Here is a 15,171-nt window from a genome sequence, read left to right as displayed (position 1 = left end):
CGCCCGCCTCCCGCTCCACCTTCACCCTCCCCTTTTCTTCATCTCCCTGTTCCCGTCGTCCTTCGGCGTCCCCCCGACCCGCCAGGACTCGCCCACGCAAGGGATGTCCCGTGCCCCATCACACCTCCGCACCACCCACCGCGCCCCCGCCCTCCCCCGTCGAGGAGCCGACGCACCATCCCCGGGTTCGCGAGCCCGTCGTCTTCGTCCTGCTGGTCGTGCTCTCCGTCGTCGGTGCCGTGATCGGAGCGGACCTCGTCGCCAAGCTGGGGATCTCGGCGAACACCTCCGTCGTCGGCGCCCTGATCGCCATGCTCGTGGGGCGCATCCCGCTCGCCGGGCTGCGCGGTATGCGGTCCGTCCATCGGCAGAACCTCGCCCAGTCCGCCATCTCCGCCGCCACCTTCGCCTCGGCGAACGCGCTGCTCACATCCGTGGCGGTGCCGTACGTCTTCGGCCGCAAGGACCTCGTGTGGCCCATGCTGACCGGCGCGTTCATCGGACTGCTCATCGACACGTGGGTGCTCTACCGCTCCTTCGGCTCCCGGCTGCTGCCCGCCACCGCGGCCTGGCCGCCCGGCACCGCCGCCGCGGAGACCATCAAGGCCGGGGACCAGGGCGGCCGCCGCGCCCTCGTCCTGGGCGCCGGAACGCTCGTCGGCATCGGCGGGACCCTGCTCAGCCTGCCGCTGTCGGCCGCGGGCGTCGCCTTCCTCGGCAACGTGTGGGCGCTGCTGATGTTCGGCATAGGCCTCGGCATCCGCCAGTTCAGCCCCGACCTGTTCCACACCGACATCGGCGCGGGCTACATCCCCCACGGCGTGATGGTCGGCGCCGGCGTCGTCGCACTCGGCCAGGCCGCGGTGCTGCTGCTGCGCCGTCGCGCCGGCCGCACCGCGCACCAGCCGGTGCGGGCCGCCGCGGAGACCGGTCCCGCGGGCAGCCCCACCGCCGAAACCGACGCCGAAACCGACGCCGACCCCAGCACCGCCGTCACCGTCGACGAACGCACCCTGCGCCACACCCTGCTGCGCGGATACGCCCTCTTCACCGCCGGCGCCGCGGTCCTCGCCGTCGTCGGCGGGCTCGTCGGGGACATGAGCCCCACCGGTCTGGTCGCCTGGGTCCTGTTCGCCGCGTTCGCCACCCTCGTACACGAGCTGATCGTGGGCCTGGCGGCCATGCAGTCCGGCTGGTTCCCCTCGTTCGCGGTCACCCTGATCTTCCTGATCGCCGGCCTGCTCATCGGCGTCCCGTCCCTTCCCCTCGCCCTCCTCGTCGGCTACGTGTCCGCCACGGGTCCCGCGTTCGCCGACATGGGCTACGACCTCAAGGCCGGCTGGCTGCTGCGGCGCGAACACCGTCCCTGGGATCCCTTCGAGCGCGAGGGCCGCCGCGAGCAGTTCCGGGCGGCACTCATCGGCTTCGGTGCGGCGCTCGTCGTCGTCGCGGTCCTGTGGCAGTCCTACTTCCGCCAGGGACTCATCCCGCCGGTCGCCAAGGTGTACGCCGACACCGTCAAGCACGGGCTCGGCGACCCGGGCGTGATGCGCACCCTGGCACTGTGGGCGATCCCCGGCGCGCTCGTCCAGCTCCTCGGCGGCACCAAGCGGCAGATGGGCGTCATGCTCGCGACGGGCCTGCTGATCCTCACGCCGCAGGCCTGCTGGATGGTCCTGGCCGCGCTCGCCGTCCGCGTCGGCTACCGCCGTCTGCGCGGTCAGCGGGCCGAGGAGGAGCTCAACCTCGTGGGCGCCGGACTCATCGCCGGATCCTCCCTCGGCGACTCGGCCCAGATCATCAAGGCCGGCTGACCCGGGCCCGCTCCCCTTGTCCACCAGGCGGGACGCGCCCTGCCGTCCCGCCGCATCCCGCACCGCTGTCACGCGGTACCGATCACGCAGCACCAAGGAGATCCACCCCATGGAGATGTTCAGCCGCCTCGAGCCGCGCGGCGAGTACCTCAGCTTCGAGCTCGCCCTCGCCGCCCGCAAGCTCGTCGAGGAGGTCATGCTCGTCAAGCCCGGTGAGCACGTCGTCCTCACCGGCGACACCAGCAGCGACCGCCGCGTACTCGAAGCCACCGCACAGGCGGTCGCCGCCGCCGGCGCCCACCCCGTCGTCGTCTGGTACGAGACGCTGCCCAGCTCCTCCATGGAGCCGCCGCGGCCCGTCGCCGGTGCCATCGCCGACGCCGACGTGTGGATCGAGTTCGCCGTCTCGTACGTCATGCACTCCGACGCCTTCCGGACGGCCATGGCCAACGGCTGCCGGTACACCAACCTGACCGCGATGGACGTTCACATGCTCGTCGCGACCGTGGGACGGCCCGACTTCCAGGGCGTCATCAAGCTCGGCAAGGCCCTGGTGCGCTTGCTGGAGCAGGCTGACGAAGTCCGAATCACCTCGGCAGCGGGCACCGACCTGGTGGGCCGCAACGGCGACCGCCCCATCAACCTGCGCGGAAAGCCCGCCGAGAAGCCCGGCGAGACCGTGATGCTGTCCGGGCAGATCTCCTGGAACCCGCTGGAGGAGACCCAGGACGGCGTCCTCGTCTTCGACGGCGCCCTGTGGCCGCCGGACCAGCTCGGCCTGCTGCACTCCCCCGTCCGCCTCACAGTCGAGAAGGGCGTCGTCACGGCCATCGACGGCGACGGCCAGGACGCGGCCGTCTTCCGCCGCTGGATGGAGTCCTGGAACGACCCGAACATGTACCGCATCGCCCACTGGTCCCTCGGCTTCAACCCGGGCGTGCCCGCCCCCACCGGCCGGATCGTCGAGGACGAGCGTGTCTTCGGCTGCGTCGAGCTGGGCATCGGCACCAAGGGGGCCTGGATCGGCGGCGAACCGTGGGTCGCCGCCGCCCACACCGACGGCTCGGTCAGCGCGCCCTCCATCCACCTCGACGGCGAGTGCATCGAGAGGGAAGGCGTGTACGTGCATCCCGAACTCGTCGAGATCTGCCGTGAGCTGGGGGTCGAGGGCTACTGATGGCCACTGTCCATCGCCACGGCGGCATGATGTGCACCGACCACACTCTCGACGCCCCGCTGGACCACTCCCGCCCCGACGGCCCGTCTATCTCCCTCTTCGCCCGCGAGGTCGTCGCCGTCGGCAACGAGCACCGCGACCTGCCCCGCCTGCTGTGGCTCCAGGGCGGCCCGGGCGGCCGCGCGGAGCGCCCGAACGCCGCAGGTGCCTGGCTGAAGCGTGCGCTGAAGGAGTACCGGGTGGTCCTCATGGACCAGCGCGGCACGGGCCGGTCCACCCCCGCCGACCGGCACACCCTCGCGGTCCATCCGTCCCCCGAGGCCACGGCCGAGTACCTCGCGCACTTCCGTGCCGACGCGATCGTCCGCGACGCCGAGCTGCTGCGCGGGTTCCTCGTCGGCGACCGGCCGTGGACCGTGCTGGGCCAGAGTTTCGGCGGCTTCTGCGCACTGACCTATCTCAGCCATGCCCCGCACGGCCTGGACCAGGTCTTCATCACGGGCGGCCTGCCGACGCTGACGGGTCACGCCGACGATGTGTACCGGGCCGCGTACCGGCGCACCGCCCGCCACAACGAGCTGTTCTTCGCCCGCTACCCGGACGATCGGGAACTCGCCCGAAGGATCGCCGCGCACCTCGGCAGCCACGACGTGCGCATGCCGTCCGGCGAGCGGCTGAGCGCCCGCCGCTTCCAGTCCCTCGGCATAGGTCTGGGCACGTCGTCCGGCTTCGACGCCCTCCACTACCTGCTGGAGAGCGCGTTCGTGGCCGGGCCGGCCGGACCACGGCTGTCGGACGCCTTCCTGCACGGCGCCCAGGCCACGCTGTCCTTCGCGCCGCGCCCCCTGTACGCGGTGCTCCACGAGCCCATCTACGCCCAGGGCGGACGAGCCACCGCATGGTCGGCGCACCGCGTCCGCGAGGAGTTCCCCGAGTTCGACGCGGACGGTGACGGCCCGTTCCGTTTCACCGGCGAGATGATCTACCCCTGGCAGTTCGACGAGGACCCGGCGCTGGTTCCGCTGCGCGAGGCGGCGCATCTGCTGGCCGCGCGCAGCGACTGGCCCGCCCTGTACGACCTGAACCGGCTCGCCGGCAACAGGGTCCCGGTGGCGGCGGCCGTGTACTTCGACGACATGTTCGTCGACCGCGAGCAGTCCCTGGAGACCGCCGAGGTGGTCCGTGGTCTGCGGCCATGGATCACCAACACCCATGCCCACGACGGCGTCCGCGCCGACGCCGCCGTGCTGGACCGGCTGATCGCGATGGCGCGCGGCGAGGTGTGAGGCCCCGGGCCGCCGACCCGGCGCCGATCCCCGCTCGGCGTCGTACGAGCGGGGATCAACGCCGTGTCGACCATGGTGGCGGCCGACTCCGACTCCGAGCACGCCCGGCGGAGCCCTCGGTACGTCTCATGCGACCGGTGCGGGGGGACGCACGTCAGCCGGCTGACCGAGGAGCGCGGCTCAGGTGGCCTGCGGCCAGGCGCGCAGCAGGCCGGCGATCCTCTCGGCGGTGCAGCCGGGATCGCGTAGCAGGTCGCGCAGGGCGATGGCGTCCTCGCGGGTGGGCTTGACCGTGATACCGGAGGCCTCCAGATACATCACGCCCGTCGCCGCGGCCACGGCCATGTTGGAGCGTTCGAGCCAGCGACAGCGGCCGAGGATGTGCACGAGGGCGGCGGCGCGGGCGTAGGGGCCGTCGTAGACGGGTGTTCCCAGCAGTTCGGCACGGTGGCAGGCGACCGCGGCCACGGGCACCCCGTAGTCGTCAGGGGCGGGGTCCCCCGCTCCCGCGAGTTCGGCGACCTGCAGGATCCAGGGGACGTCGATGTGCAGTTCCATTACGCGGCGTGCGCTCCCCGGGGGCGGCTGTCGGTGTCTTCCGCCTCGTCGAAGAGACTCTGGTGCTCGTCGAGGAAGCGCCGCGCGGCTTCCAGACCCCGCTGCCGCAGCCCGCTGGTGTCCTCCCGCACCAGGCCGGCGATGTAGTCACCGAGGCTCAGACCACGGTCCCTCGCACGGGCCTCGGCCAGTTCCTTGATCTCGTCATCGACGCGCACGCCCAGCTGTGTCTTCGCCATCCACCGATGGTAACAGCTGTTACCACTCAGGCGGCCCGGCACGTACCGGGCTTGCGCACACCACCGAGCCGCTCAGTAGCGTTCGGCCTTGGCCAGTCGGGGCGTCAGCTTGGGCTCGGGAGGTTTCCGGCTGAACACGATGGGCTGCTCGCGCTTGCCCGGTTCCAGGTTCTCCGCGCCCGCGTAGCGGGTCTCGACCACGTGCCCCTGCGCGTCCAGGAAGTCGACCTGCACGGCGTAGGACGCCTTGCGGTCGGTCTTGTTGGTGATGGTGACCAGGGAAGCCAGCACACCTCCGGTCTGCGTCCTGGGCACTCCGGTCAGGCTCACCTCCGACCGCGCGTTGCCGCCTCCCTTGACACCCTTGAGCGCCTTCTCGGCGGCCGCGGCCCGCCGGGCGGTCTCGGCCGACACCGACGCCTCGAACTCCGAGGCACGGGCGGACGCGGACGAGGCCGCCGCCGACGCCGAGGCACGGGCGGAGGCGATGGCCGACGACGCGGAGGACGGCAGCGGCTGGGGCGAGAACGACGCCGTGTTGGGAGGAGTCGGCCTCGGGCTGACCGTGGAACCCCCGCCGCCGCTGTTGCCGCATCCGGTCAGCACGCCGGCTGCGAGAACGAACATCACGGTGGCCGAGCCCCAGGCGAAGCACTGCCGGTGCGGGCGGACACGGTGAAGGGACGGCGGCACGTCTTCCGTCGACTGAGGGCGCATGACCTCATCGTCCGCACTGCGCGTCCGGTACGCGACGCGGGCCGGTCCTGATGGGTGACCCTCCCGCCCCCTCGTATCGCACGGCGGGGCGCCGGAACACCCGGCCGACATGCGGCGCCGCCGGACACCAGTCCAGGACTCGCGGTAAGTGACCGCGTCACCTGCCGCGTCGCTGAGGGGCGCAGTTTCCGGGCGACGCACCGGACGCCGCCGGCGCGGTGATGGCCCTGACGACGCTCGCCCCCTCCCCGCACAGGCGATCACCTGGGGCCGTGAGGCCCGAGTCGCCGAGTTCCCGTACACGGCGGGCCTGGTGGACGTCGGCTCGGCGGCGGTGTTCTGCGGCGGGACGCTGATCAGCGACCGGCACGTGGTCACCGCCGCCCACGGCGTGCGCGGCGAACACGCCGATCCGTCGCGGGTGGCCGTCCGTCTCTCCCTGAGGGCCGGCGTAGGGCACCCCTCCCGGAATTCACAGCTTGGACATAAGATGTCTGACGTCTGAACTCCCAGCCGAGAAGTCGAGTGTGAGGAGCCGTGCGTGCGCTCTGCCCCCGTGCCCGGAGAGGCCGCCGTGCCCGGAGAGCCCCGAGAACCCGGGCAGAGGGAATCGCGGGACCCTGGACAGCGGCCGCGCGACCATCGCGTGGCCGTCCTCGGTGCCGGTGCCATCGCCCGTGACCACGTCGCCGCGCTCGCGGGTGTCCCGGGAATGCGGCTGGCCCACGTCGTCGACCGGCATCCCGAGCGGGCCGCCGCGCTGGCCGCCCTCGCCGAGGGAGCCACCTGGTCCACCGACCCGGCGAGCGCGTGGTCCGACGGCATCGACGTCACCGCCGTGTGCACCTCCCCCGAATCGCATGCGGAGTTCTCCGTGGCCGCGCTCGATGCCGGCCGCGCGGTCCTCCTGGAGAAGCCCGCCGCGCTGAAGGTGACCGACGTCGATCGGGTCCTCGCGACCGCGGAGACCACCGGCCGGCCCCTGCTCGTCGCCCAGACGGCCCGCTTCCAGCCCGTCCACCTGGAAATCGCCCGGGCGGTCGCCGAGGGCGCGATCGGCACACCCCGCCTGGCCCACCTCACCTGGTACACCGGGCACGTCTGGCCCGGAGGCTGGCGGGGCTGGCAGCTGAACCCGGCCCGCTCCGGAGGCCATGTCGCCCACAACGGCGTGCACGCCCTCGACCTGCTGACCTGGCTCATGGACGACGAGCCGGTCCGCGTCTTCGCCCGCCCCTGCCGCACATGGGCGCCCGGGATGCCGACCCCCGACAGCTTCCAGATCCTCGTACGCTTCGCCGGCGGCGCCCTCGCCACCGTCGAACTGTGCTACGCCCTCGCGGCACGCGGCACGTTCGTCCGCCGGCTCGTGCTGTCCGGCACGGCCGGCACCCTGCACCACAGCAGCGAGGACGAGCCGAGAGCGCACTCCGCGCCGCCGGTCGCCCCCGCCTCGATCGACGGCGCCATGACGGAGCAGACCAGGCACCTGCGCGACGTACTCGACGGTGTGGCCGCCCCGCTGACCGCGCCCCACCAGGTACGTGCCGCTCTGGCCGCCGCCCTGGCGGCACAGCTCAGCGCGGACGAAGGCCGCCCCGTCGACGTCAAGGAGGTCTGCTGACATGAGGATCCTCATCGCATCCGGGGTCCGGCACGCCCGTGACTACGTGCCGCTGCTGCGGTCCCTGCCCGGCTTCGAGGTGATCGGCTGCGCCGACTCCGCCGACAGCCCCTTCGCCGAGGACAGTGCCGCCCTCGCCCGTACGACGGGCATTCCGCTGCTCGACCTGGACCGGGGCCTCGCCTCCTGCGACATCGCCCTCGTGTGCAGCGAACCCACGCGGCACGTCGAACTCGCGCTGAGAGCGCTCGAAGCGGACCGCCACGTCATCGTCGACAAGCCCGCCGCGACCGACACCCGCGGCGCGCAGCGCCTGTGGGACGCGGCCGACCGCTCCCGCGGACTGCTCACCGCCGTCCACCGCCTCTACTCTCCGCAAGTCGTACGGGCCCGGCGCATCGTGGACTCCGGCGCGATCGGCCTGCCCCTGGCCGTCGACGCGGAGTGGCTCGCGGCCGGCGGACTCGACGGCACCACGGTCGAGCGCCCCGGACTCGTCTGCGACCCCGCCTTGTCCGGTGGCGGCGAACTGATGAACTTCGGGTGGTATCCGGCCCTGGCGGTCCGGCACCTGACCGGCCTGGACGTGGACGAGGTCGTCGCCTTCAGCAGTGCCGCGCCCCACGCGCCACTGTTCGACGGCCCGCACGGCGCCCACGGTGTCGAGGACGCGGCAGTGCTCTCGCTCCGTCTGCGCAACGGAGTGGTGGCGACCGCCACCGTGGCCCGCACACCCGCCGGCATCGGCCCGGCCCCCGTCTCGTCCACCCTGCGCGTGCTCGGCTCGCACGGCCACGTGCTCGCCGACGAGGACGCTCCCTCGGTCTCCGTGCGCGGTGCGGACGGCGTCGGCGTCTCCCGCCAGGTCGGCGGACCCGCCGGGGTGACGGCACTGCGCCGATTGTTCACCGACTTCCGCGACGACATCCGCCACGGACGCACTCCCCTGGTCACGGCGGCCGACATCCACGCGGCCGTCGCAGTGGTCGAGGCCGCGCTGAGCTCCGCACAACGGAACGGCGCCCCCGTGGCACCGGCCGTCCGCGCAGCGGGCACAGCTGGGGCGTGACTCTCCCGCCGCATCGGACGCGGCATGCCCCCTGTGAGGCGGGAGCCGGGGGCTTCAGCTCGACGTCGCACCTGCTGGGGGGCGGTAGCACGCGACCCAGGCGAGTTCATGACTGCCGGAGTCGTGCGGCTTCGCTCGATGCGGTCCGTTCCTCAGGCGGCGACGGCGGCGTCCCAGTGGATACGGTGGTCGTACTGCCAAGCCATCTTCTCGGGGGTGGCGAGGCGGGCGAAGAGCGGCAGCAGAGCGTCGCGGAACACCCGGCCGACAGCCCCGGCGGCCTTCCCGCTGTTGGTGCGGGCGGCCTGGGCGATGACCCGCTCGACCCGGGCGCGTCGGGCGCGCTCGTAAGCGGCGAAGGCTTGAGAGTGTGGCAGGTCCCGGAGCGCGCGGGCGAGTTCCACGGCACTTTCCGCAGCGAGTGAGGCGCCCTGGCCGGAGCTGGGAGAGGTGGCATGGGCGGAGTCGCCCACCAGCACCATCCGGCCGCGGTGCCAGTGCGGGACGTGCGGCAGGTCCTCCATGGGGCCGGCGGTGACCAGGGCTTCGGGCGGAGTGCGCCGCAGCAGGTCCAGTGCGGGGACGGTGTCGCCGGCGAAGGCCTCGCCCAGCCGACGCAGCCACTCCTCGTTCGGGGTCTGCCGCACGTCCTGCCACCTCGCGTAGGCGTGGGGGAGGTTGGCGAACCAGACGCCGGTCCCGTCGTCGAAGGTCTGGTACCCGAAGAAGGCCCGGCGCCCGAACGCCATGTACATCCGGTCGCTGGTGGGCGGCAGTCCGGCGCCGTCGACGCGGGCGCCGAAGCCGAGCAATCCGGAGTAGCGCGGCTGGGGAGCCTGGGGGTCGATCAGCCCGCGGACGGTGGAGCGCAGGCCGTCCGCACCGATCAGGACGTCGGCCTCCTCGCTCATGGTGCCGTCGGCGAAGACGGCCCTGATGCCGGTGCCGCTGTCGCGGACGTCGACGAGTTCGTGGCCGTGGTGGACCGGGACACCCTGGTGCAGGGCCAGGTCGTAGAGCCGCCGGTAGAGGTCGGCGCGCCAGGTGAACTGCATGGGCTGGCGGATCTCGGTGATGGCCCGGCCCTTGTGGTTCTGCAGCACGATGGCGTTCATCGGGACGCCGGCCTGGTCGAGTCCGACCAGGCCGAGAGCGGCCCGGCCGTTGGGGGCGATGCTCAGGGCGCCGCCGATGCCGTCGGCGGTCGAGGGGTGGGATTCGTGCACGGTGGCCTCGATACCGGCCCGGCGCAGCGCCAGAGCTGTTACCGGGCCGGCGATGCCGCCTCCCACGACGATGGCGGTGCGGGTACTGGTCATGTCAGCGGGTCCTCTCCCGGGTGGGGTCGTCGACGGTGGGCAGGCCGCCTTCGCGGTGGGCGCGGCGCAGGTCGTCCAGGTAGGCACGGGAACACATGGCGGTGAGCTGGGCGCTCCCGCCGCGGCGGATCCGGATCCCACCGTCGCTGACCGCTCCGACCAGCCGCAGCCGCGCCGGACCGGCGCCGGGCTGCGCGTCCTTCACCCGGCCGCGGTGGGCGAAAGCGAGGTTCCGGCTGTCCACGTCGACCTCGTCGGGCAGCAGCAAGGTGACTGCCGCTCGGACAAGTGCCAGATCCATGGTCAGCGGCTCGTCCCAGCGGATGTTCGAGGAGCGCAGGTCCAGCACGACGTTGGCGCGGCGGGCGTGCACGACGAACTCGGTGGCCTCGGTCCAGTGGCCCAGGTGCTTCACGGTGGCGTGGTCCGCGTGGATGCGCTCAGCGGACGCGAGTTGGGTCGGCGTCGTCATGAATTGATAGTTACAGTGCAACTAGTCTCAGGTCAACTAGTTCTCTTGAGATCATTCCGCTAGGCTCCAGAGATGCGCAGCTCCCCACTCGGCCTCACCGTTCTCTCGCTGCTGCACATGCAGCCGCTGCACCCGTACGGCATCCAGCGACTGATCAAGCAGTGGGGTAAGGACCAGGTCGTCAACGTCAGCCAGCGGGCAAGCCTGTACCGGACCATCGACCGGCTGCTCGACGCCGAGCTGATCGCGGTGCGCGAGACCAGCCGGGACCAGCAGTACCCCGAACGCACCGTCTACGAGGTGACCGATGCCGGCCGTGCAGCAACCCGTGAGTGGCTGCGGGAGATGCTGGCCGCCCCACGGGCGGAGTACCCGGAGTTCCCCGCCGCGCTCTCGTTCACCATGATGCTGCTGCCGCACGAGGTACAGGCCGACCTGACCACCCGCGCCGTGCAGGTGCGGGCCCAGCTCACCGAACTGGGCACCGCCGCCGAACGAGCACGGCAGATGGCACTGCCGCGCATCACCATGCTGGAGGACGAGTACCGCCGCGCCGTACTGACCGCGGAGCTCAACTGGCTCGACACGGTCACGTCCGACCTCCGCACCGGCGCACTCACCTGGGACTACGACACCCTGGCCGCCCTGGCCCGAGACACGTCCTGACCCCGGGCTCCCACACCCGTGGCCCGCGAGTACGCCAAGCCCGTGTGAGCGGCGGCACACAGCCGCGGGGCTTCCGATTCGGCCGGTGGAGGCGTACGTTCCGCTTACCTCGCGTAGGCGCCTTCGAGGCGCCGGCCCGCCGGTCCTGGGCGGCGGGCCACGCGGGGGCCAACTGAACCTGCTTCGGTGACCGTGACACCGGCCGGAGCCTGGTGACCCGGCCGCTGACGGTCCGGCCGATCATGCCGGCGAACGCGGGCAGCGGATCCGCGTGTTCGTCCCACTCGTGCGCTTGCTCCTCACCGGATAGTTGTAGTCGGCAGCCCACACGGCGCGGCGATGAGTTTTCCCCACCCGGAGAGTCTCACCACCGTTGTCGACACCACCGGAGGAACACATGGCTCAACTACTGAGGGTCCAGAACTTCAACGTCTCCAGTGACGGAATCGGCGCCGGGGAGGACCAGAGCTTCGAGAGTCCGTTCGGCCACGTCCGCCCCGAGAGGCTGTTCGCCTGGGCCGGGGCCACGGCGAGCTGGCCCATGCGCACCGACCCCGGCGGGAGCCGGGGCCTCGACGACTACTTCACGCGGGACTACGCACGCAACATCGGCGCCGAGATCATGGGCCGCAACAAGTTCGGACCCCAGCGCGGGCCCTGGAACGACTACGAGTGGCGCGGCTGGTGGGGTGAGGAACCCCCGTTCCGCACCCCGGTGTTCGTCATGACGCACCACAAGCGTCCTTCGTTCACGCTCTCCGACACCACCTTCCACTTCGTCGACGGCGACCCGGCCACGGTCCTCGATCAGGCGAAGGAGGCGGCGCAGGGCAAGGACGTACGGCTCGGCGGCGGGGTCACCACCGTCCGGCAGTTCCTCGACGCCGACCTCGTCGACACCATGCACATCGCCGTCTCCCCGGTGAAGTTCGGCTCCGGACTACGGCTCTGGGAGTCACCCGACGAGCTGCTCGACCGGTTCCACCTCGAGGTCGTGCCCAGCCCGAGCGGCGTGACGCACCACCTGTTCTGGCGGAGGTGACACGAGGACCCACCGGGTAGCGGCTCACCGGCCCTGAGTTGCCCCACCATGCCGGCGGGGGACGACGGGCCAACGCCGCCATCGGGTTGCCGGAGGTGCTGCTGACCGGATTCGTCGGCGGGTTGCGGCCGCGTGTGCGAGGGTGGTCGGCATGTCGGAGGAGCCGATACGGAGCCCGCGAAGCGGCCGTGACCGTCGACGGGATGTCATCGCGGCTGTCATCACGTGTTCGGCGATCGGAGCCGCGATCGTTCACGTGGTCAAACCCGATCTGAAGATCGACGCGGTCACCGCAGTACTCCTCGCGGTGGCCGTGGTGCCGTGGCTGGGCGCCCTGTTCGACAGTATCGAGCTGCCCGGCGGAACGAAGTTCCAGTACAAGCAACTCGTCGACCGCATCGAGGCAGCCGAGGAACACAGCGCACGAGCCGGTCACGCGGCTGATGACGCGTCACGCACCGCCCGTCTCGCTTTCGTGGCCGGCGGCAGTGCGGACGACGAGGGGGCCGCCGGCTCCACGGTGAACGAAGCCGTTGCGCAACTCGCCGCCGAATACACCCGGGTGCGAGAACGCATGGCGAGCAGCCCCGAGCGCACCAACCTGATGGAGCAGATCTTCGCGGACCTGGTGACCGCCACCCGCCGTGAACGGGACTTCGACGTCGAGGGCTCGCTCGGGTCCGAAGATCCCGGGACCCGGCTCGCTGCCTACGCGCGCCTTTACGCGCGCCCCGACGCCGACCATCTCTACCCCTTGGTGGAGGCCGTCCTCGGAGACGAGGATCGCGCCTTCAGCCAGTACTGGGGCTTCAAGGCGATCACCGCCGTCGTCGACGCGGCAGGCGCGGACAGGATGCGGATCGGCGACATCAACAGACTGGAGACCTGCCTCTCCCGCCTCCCCCGCGACAGCGACCGCATCGGTGTCCTCGCGCGCCTGCTCGACAAGATCAGCGCCCGCTGACCGAGCCACACACGCTCGAACGCATGGATCACGAAGTCACCCCGTAAGACCCAACATCGGGGTTGCGCCCCGGAGTCCCCAGACGGTTCGATGACCCGGGTTCTACGACTGTGTACGACTGTGTGCCCTTCCCGTATCGCACGTCCCTTGAATCGACAAAGAGCCGAGGCATCCGTATGTCCTTACGTCGTTCCCTGCTCGCCGTCCGTGTGGTCGCCCTGCTTCAGTCCGTGCTGCTCCTCGCCCAAGTCGCCCTGGCCGGAGGCTTTTTGGGCGGGCACTTCGACATGCTGGAGATGCACGGCATGCTGGCCCGCGGGGTCGTGGGCGTGGCCATGGTGATGGCCGTGGCCGCCTTCCTGGTGCGCCGGGCGGGCGGCCCGTCATCGTTTCTCGGTCCCTCGGTCCTGCTGCTGATCGCACTCCTCGGCCAGGTGGTGCTCGGCGTGAAGCACAGTGTGCCCGCCCACGTGGTGCTCGGGGTGACCATCGTCGCGGCTACGGCGATGCTCACCCAGGGCGTGATGGCCACCCCGCTGCCGCCCGGTGACTCCCCCGGTCCGCCGGACACCCCGGACCGTGAATCGGAGCTGGTCGCGTGAGACGGCGTACCTTCCTGAACGCGGGTGGCGCCGTCCTCGGCGTGGGAGCCGTGACCCTGGCGGCCCGACCCCTGCTGCGCTCCTATTTCAGCGAGGGCAAGCCCGGCCAACTGCTCGGCAGCACGGCGAAACTCCCCCGGCCCTACCAGGTGCCCCTGCCCGTGCCGCCGGTATTGGAGCCCGCCTCCAGCAGCGGCACCACGGACACCTACGACATCACCCAGCGCGTGGCCGAGTTGGAGATCCTGCCCGGTCTCAGGACGAAGGCCTGGACGTACGGCGGTACGTTCCCGGGGCCCACCGTCGTCTCCCGTTCCGGGCGGCGCACCGTGGTACGTCACCGCAACGAACTGGACCAGCCCGTCGTCGTGCACCTGCACGGCGGGCACACCCCGGCGGCGAGCGACGGCTACCCGACCTCGCTCATCCTGCCCGCCGACGGCTCCTACGACGCCCACCGCGCCGTCCAGGACATGGCCGGCGGCAAGCACGGCATGTCCATGGACCACGGAGCGATGGACCTGGCCGAGGGGGTGCGGAGCTACACCTATCCGTTCAAGCAGCGCGGGGCGACGCTCTGGTACCACGATCACCGCATGGGTTACACCGGGGCGAGCGTGTGGATGGGGCTGGCCGGGTTCCATCTCGTCCACGACGACGAGGAGGACCGGCTGCCGCTGCCGAGCGGCGAGCGCGACATTCCGCTGATGATCACGGACCGGTCCTTCGCGGAGGACGGATCGTTCCGTTACCCCATGGTGGATCCGGGATTTCACGCTCCAGGCGTCACCGATGCCTACATGAACGGCGTACTGGGTGACGTGGTGCTGGTCAACGGAGCGCCCTGGCCGGTGCACGAGGTGCAGCGGCTGCGCTATCGCCTGCGGTTCCTCAACGCCTCCAACGCCCGTGTGTACAAACTGGAGTTGGACCCACAGCCCGAGGGCGGGGACGCCTTCGTGCAGATCGGCGGCGACGGCGGGCTGCTGTCCTCGCCCCGCCCCCACGACGCGTTGCAGATCGCACCCGGCGAACGCTTCGACGTCGTCGCCGACTTCTCCCGCTACCGCGCGGGCACCAAGGTGCGTCTGCTGAACCGCTTCGGGGACGGCACGACCGCCGAGGTCATGCGCTTCGACGTGGGGTCGGGCTCACCCGAGGACGACACGACGGTGCCGGCGAAGCTGAGCGAGGTGGTCGCGCTGGAGCCCGGCCGGGCCGCGGTCACCCGGGACTTCCACTTCCGCGGCTCGGTCGAGGGGTGGACCATCAACGGCCTGGAGTACCAGCCGGGCCGGGCTCTGGCCAGGCCCAAGCTGGGACAGACCGAGGTGTGGCGGTTCACCACCAACTTCCACCACCCGGTCCATCTCCACCTCGACCACTTCCAGGTGGTCTCGCGGAACAACCGGGAGCCGGGGGCGTACGACCACGGCTGGAAGGACACCGTGGCCCTGCGCCCGGTCGAGGCCGTCGAAGTGGTCGTCCGTTTCACCGACTACACCGGCCCCTTCATGCTCCACTGCCACAACCTGGAGCACGAGGACATGGCCATGATGGGCGACTTCGTCACCGAGTAGCACCGCACACGGAGCGGCCGGCCGCCATGTGTCCGACGGGCT

The 15,171-nt window shown here is 71.4% G+C and carries 16 protein-coding genes; 11 read left to right on the top strand and 5 right to left on the bottom strand.

Annotation, left to right across the window (positions count from 1 at the left end):
• Nucleotides 1-110: 110 nt before the first annotated feature.
• The 3 genes from ACIQFZ_RS25565 to ACIQFZ_RS25555 all read left to right on the top strand — a co-directional run bounded on the left by ACIQFZ_RS25565 (nt 111) and on the right by ACIQFZ_RS25555 (nt 4,277).
• On the top strand, nt 111-1,814 hold the full coding sequence (locus tag ACIQFZ_RS25565) for an OPT/YSL family transporter (protein ID WP_402692221.1): 1,704 nt from the start codon (nt 111-113) through the stop codon (nt 1,812-1,814).
• Between the two features lie 109 nt (nt 1,815-1,923).
• Nucleotides 1,924-2,991, top strand: a complete 1,068-nt coding sequence (locus ACIQFZ_RS25560; RefSeq protein ID WP_383061868.1) for a hypothetical protein — start codon at nt 1,924-1,926, stop codon at nt 2,989-2,991.
• A complete protein-coding gene (locus tag ACIQFZ_RS25555; protein WP_376652555.1) occupies nt 2,991-4,277 on the top strand; it encodes an alpha/beta fold hydrolase in 1,287 nt (428 codons plus the stop codon). Before ACIQFZ_RS25560 ends, ACIQFZ_RS25555 begins: the two co-directional genes overlap by 1 nt.
• 180 nt (nt 4,278-4,457) lie before the next feature.
• Here ACIQFZ_RS25555 and ACIQFZ_RS25550 read toward each other — a convergent pair whose 3' ends face one another.
• The 3 genes from ACIQFZ_RS25550 to ACIQFZ_RS25540 form a co-directional block, all read right to left on the bottom strand.
• A complete protein-coding gene (locus tag ACIQFZ_RS25550; protein WP_365776435.1) occupies nt 4,458-4,835 on the bottom strand; it encodes a fic family toxin-antitoxin system, toxin component in 378 nt (125 codons plus the stop codon).
• Nucleotides 4,835-5,074: a hypothetical protein gene (locus ACIQFZ_RS25545; RefSeq protein ID WP_402692220.1), complete on the bottom strand. Its 240-nt coding sequence runs from the start codon at nt 5,072-5,074 to the stop codon at nt 4,835-4,837. Before ACIQFZ_RS25545 ends, ACIQFZ_RS25550 begins: the two co-directional genes overlap by 1 nt.
• A gap of 72 nt (nt 5,075-5,146) precedes the next feature.
• Nucleotides 5,147-5,791, bottom strand: coding sequence for an FxLYD domain-containing protein (locus ACIQFZ_RS25540; protein ID WP_402692219.1), 645 nt, complete (start codon nt 5,789-5,791; stop codon nt 5,147-5,149).
• 148 nt (nt 5,792-5,939) lie between these two features.
• Here ACIQFZ_RS25540 and ACIQFZ_RS25535 point away from each other — a divergent pair, with 148 nt between their 5' ends.
• Genes ACIQFZ_RS25535 through ACIQFZ_RS25525 form a run of 3 tightly spaced genes read left to right on the top strand, consistent with a single transcriptional unit; the run spans nt 5,940 to nt 8,484 of the window.
• Complete coding sequence (locus tag ACIQFZ_RS25535; protein WP_402692218.1) at nt 5,940-6,296, top strand: trypsin-like serine protease; 357 nt, start codon at nt 5,940-5,942, stop codon at nt 6,294-6,296.
• Nucleotides 6,297-6,332: 36 nt separating this feature from the next.
• A complete protein-coding gene (locus ACIQFZ_RS25530; RefSeq protein ID WP_383061872.1) occupies nt 6,333-7,415 on the top strand; it encodes a Gfo/Idh/MocA family protein in 1,083 nt (360 codons plus the stop codon).
• Between the two features lies 1 nt (nt 7,416).
• On the top strand, nt 7,417-8,484 hold the full coding sequence (locus ACIQFZ_RS25525) for a Gfo/Idh/MocA family protein (protein ID WP_402692217.1): 1,068 nt from the start codon (nt 7,417-7,419) through the stop codon (nt 8,482-8,484).
• Between the two features lie 152 nt (nt 8,485-8,636).
• On the opposite strand, the gene ACIQFZ_RS25520 is transcribed toward ACIQFZ_RS25525, so the two are convergent.
• On the bottom strand, nt 8,637-9,803 hold the full coding sequence (locus tag ACIQFZ_RS25520; RefSeq protein WP_402692216.1) for an FAD-dependent oxidoreductase: 1,167 nt from the start codon (nt 9,801-9,803) through the stop codon (nt 8,637-8,639).
• Nucleotide 9,804: 1 nt separating this feature from the next.
• Nucleotides 9,805-10,275: a hypothetical protein gene (locus ACIQFZ_RS25515; protein WP_365428721.1), complete on the bottom strand. Its 471-nt coding sequence runs from the start codon at nt 10,273-10,275 to the stop codon at nt 9,805-9,807.
• A gap of 72 nt (nt 10,276-10,347) precedes the next feature.
• Between ACIQFZ_RS25515 and ACIQFZ_RS25510 the strand changes: the two genes are divergently transcribed.
• From ACIQFZ_RS25510 to ACIQFZ_RS25490, 5 genes are all read left to right on the top strand, one after another.
• On the top strand, nt 10,348-10,941 hold the full coding sequence (locus ACIQFZ_RS25510; protein WP_383061875.1) for a PadR family transcriptional regulator: 594 nt from the start codon (nt 10,348-10,350) through the stop codon (nt 10,939-10,941).
• 397 nt (nt 10,942-11,338) lie between these two features.
• Nucleotides 11,339-11,983 (top strand): dihydrofolate reductase family protein, encoded by a 645-nt coding sequence (locus tag ACIQFZ_RS25505; RefSeq protein ID WP_365428727.1) that lies wholly within the window; start codon nt 11,339-11,341, stop codon nt 11,981-11,983.
• Nucleotides 11,984-12,239: 256 nt separating this feature from the next.
• On the top strand, nt 12,240-12,947 hold the full coding sequence (locus ACIQFZ_RS25500; protein WP_365428730.1) for a hypothetical protein: 708 nt from the start codon (nt 12,240-12,242) through the stop codon (nt 12,945-12,947).
• Between the two features lie 176 nt (nt 12,948-13,123).
• Nucleotides 13,124-13,549, top strand: coding sequence for a hypothetical protein (locus ACIQFZ_RS25495; protein WP_402692215.1), 426 nt, complete (start codon nt 13,124-13,126; stop codon nt 13,547-13,549).
• Complete coding sequence (locus tag ACIQFZ_RS25490; protein ID WP_402692214.1) at nt 13,546-15,129, top strand: multicopper oxidase family protein; 1,584 nt, start codon at nt 13,546-13,548, stop codon at nt 15,127-15,129. Before ACIQFZ_RS25495 ends, ACIQFZ_RS25490 begins: the two co-directional genes overlap by 4 nt.
• Nucleotides 15,130-15,171: the final 42 nt, after the last annotated feature.

The sequence above is a fragment of the Streptomyces sp. NPDC093064 genome (assembly GCF_044754605.1).
Classification (GTDB): domain Bacteria; phylum Actinomycetota; class Actinomycetes; order Streptomycetales; family Streptomycetaceae; genus Streptomyces.
Note: the sequence above shows the minus strand (reverse complement) of the source record. Positions and strands in the feature narration are given on the sequence as shown.

What these genes read in the sequence shown, in the direction of transcription:
- ACIQFZ_RS25525 (WP_402692217.1), top strand. Translation starts at nt 7,417, where the DNA reads ATGAGGATCCTCATCGCATCCGGGGTCCGGCACGCCCGTGACTACGTG.
- ACIQFZ_RS25545 (WP_402692220.1), bottom strand. Translation starts at nt 5,074, where the DNA reads ATGGCGAAGACACAGCTGGGCGTGCGCGTCGATGACGAGATCAAGGAA.
- ACIQFZ_RS25510 (WP_383061875.1), top strand. Translation starts at nt 10,348, where the DNA reads ATGCGCAGCTCCCCACTCGGCCTCACCGTTCTCTCGCTGCTGCACATG.
- ACIQFZ_RS25515 (WP_365428721.1), bottom strand. Translation starts at nt 10,275, where the DNA reads ATGACGACGCCGACCCAACTCGCGTCCGCTGAGCGCATCCACGCGGAC.
- ACIQFZ_RS25560 (WP_383061868.1), top strand. Translation starts at nt 1,924, where the DNA reads ATGGAGATGTTCAGCCGCCTCGAGCCGCGCGGCGAGTACCTCAGCTTC.
- ACIQFZ_RS25540 (WP_402692219.1), bottom strand. Translation starts at nt 5,791, where the DNA reads ATGCGCCCTCAGTCGACGGAAGACGTGCCGCCGTCCCTTCACCGTGTC.
- ACIQFZ_RS25555 (WP_376652555.1), top strand. Translation starts at nt 2,991, where the DNA reads ATGGCCACTGTCCATCGCCACGGCGGCATGATGTGCACCGACCACACT.
- ACIQFZ_RS25495 (WP_402692215.1), top strand. Translation starts at nt 13,124, where the DNA reads ATGTCCTTACGTCGTTCCCTGCTCGCCGTCCGTGTGGTCGCCCTGCTT.
- ACIQFZ_RS25505 (WP_365428727.1), top strand. Translation starts at nt 11,339, where the DNA reads ATGGCTCAACTACTGAGGGTCCAGAACTTCAACGTCTCCAGTGACGGA.
- ACIQFZ_RS25520 (WP_402692216.1), bottom strand. Translation starts at nt 9,803, where the DNA reads ATGACCAGTACCCGCACCGCCATCGTCGTGGGAGGCGGCATCGCCGGC.
- ACIQFZ_RS25550 (WP_365776435.1), bottom strand. Translation starts at nt 4,835, where the DNA reads ATGGAACTGCACATCGACGTCCCCTGGATCCTGCAGGTCGCCGAACTC.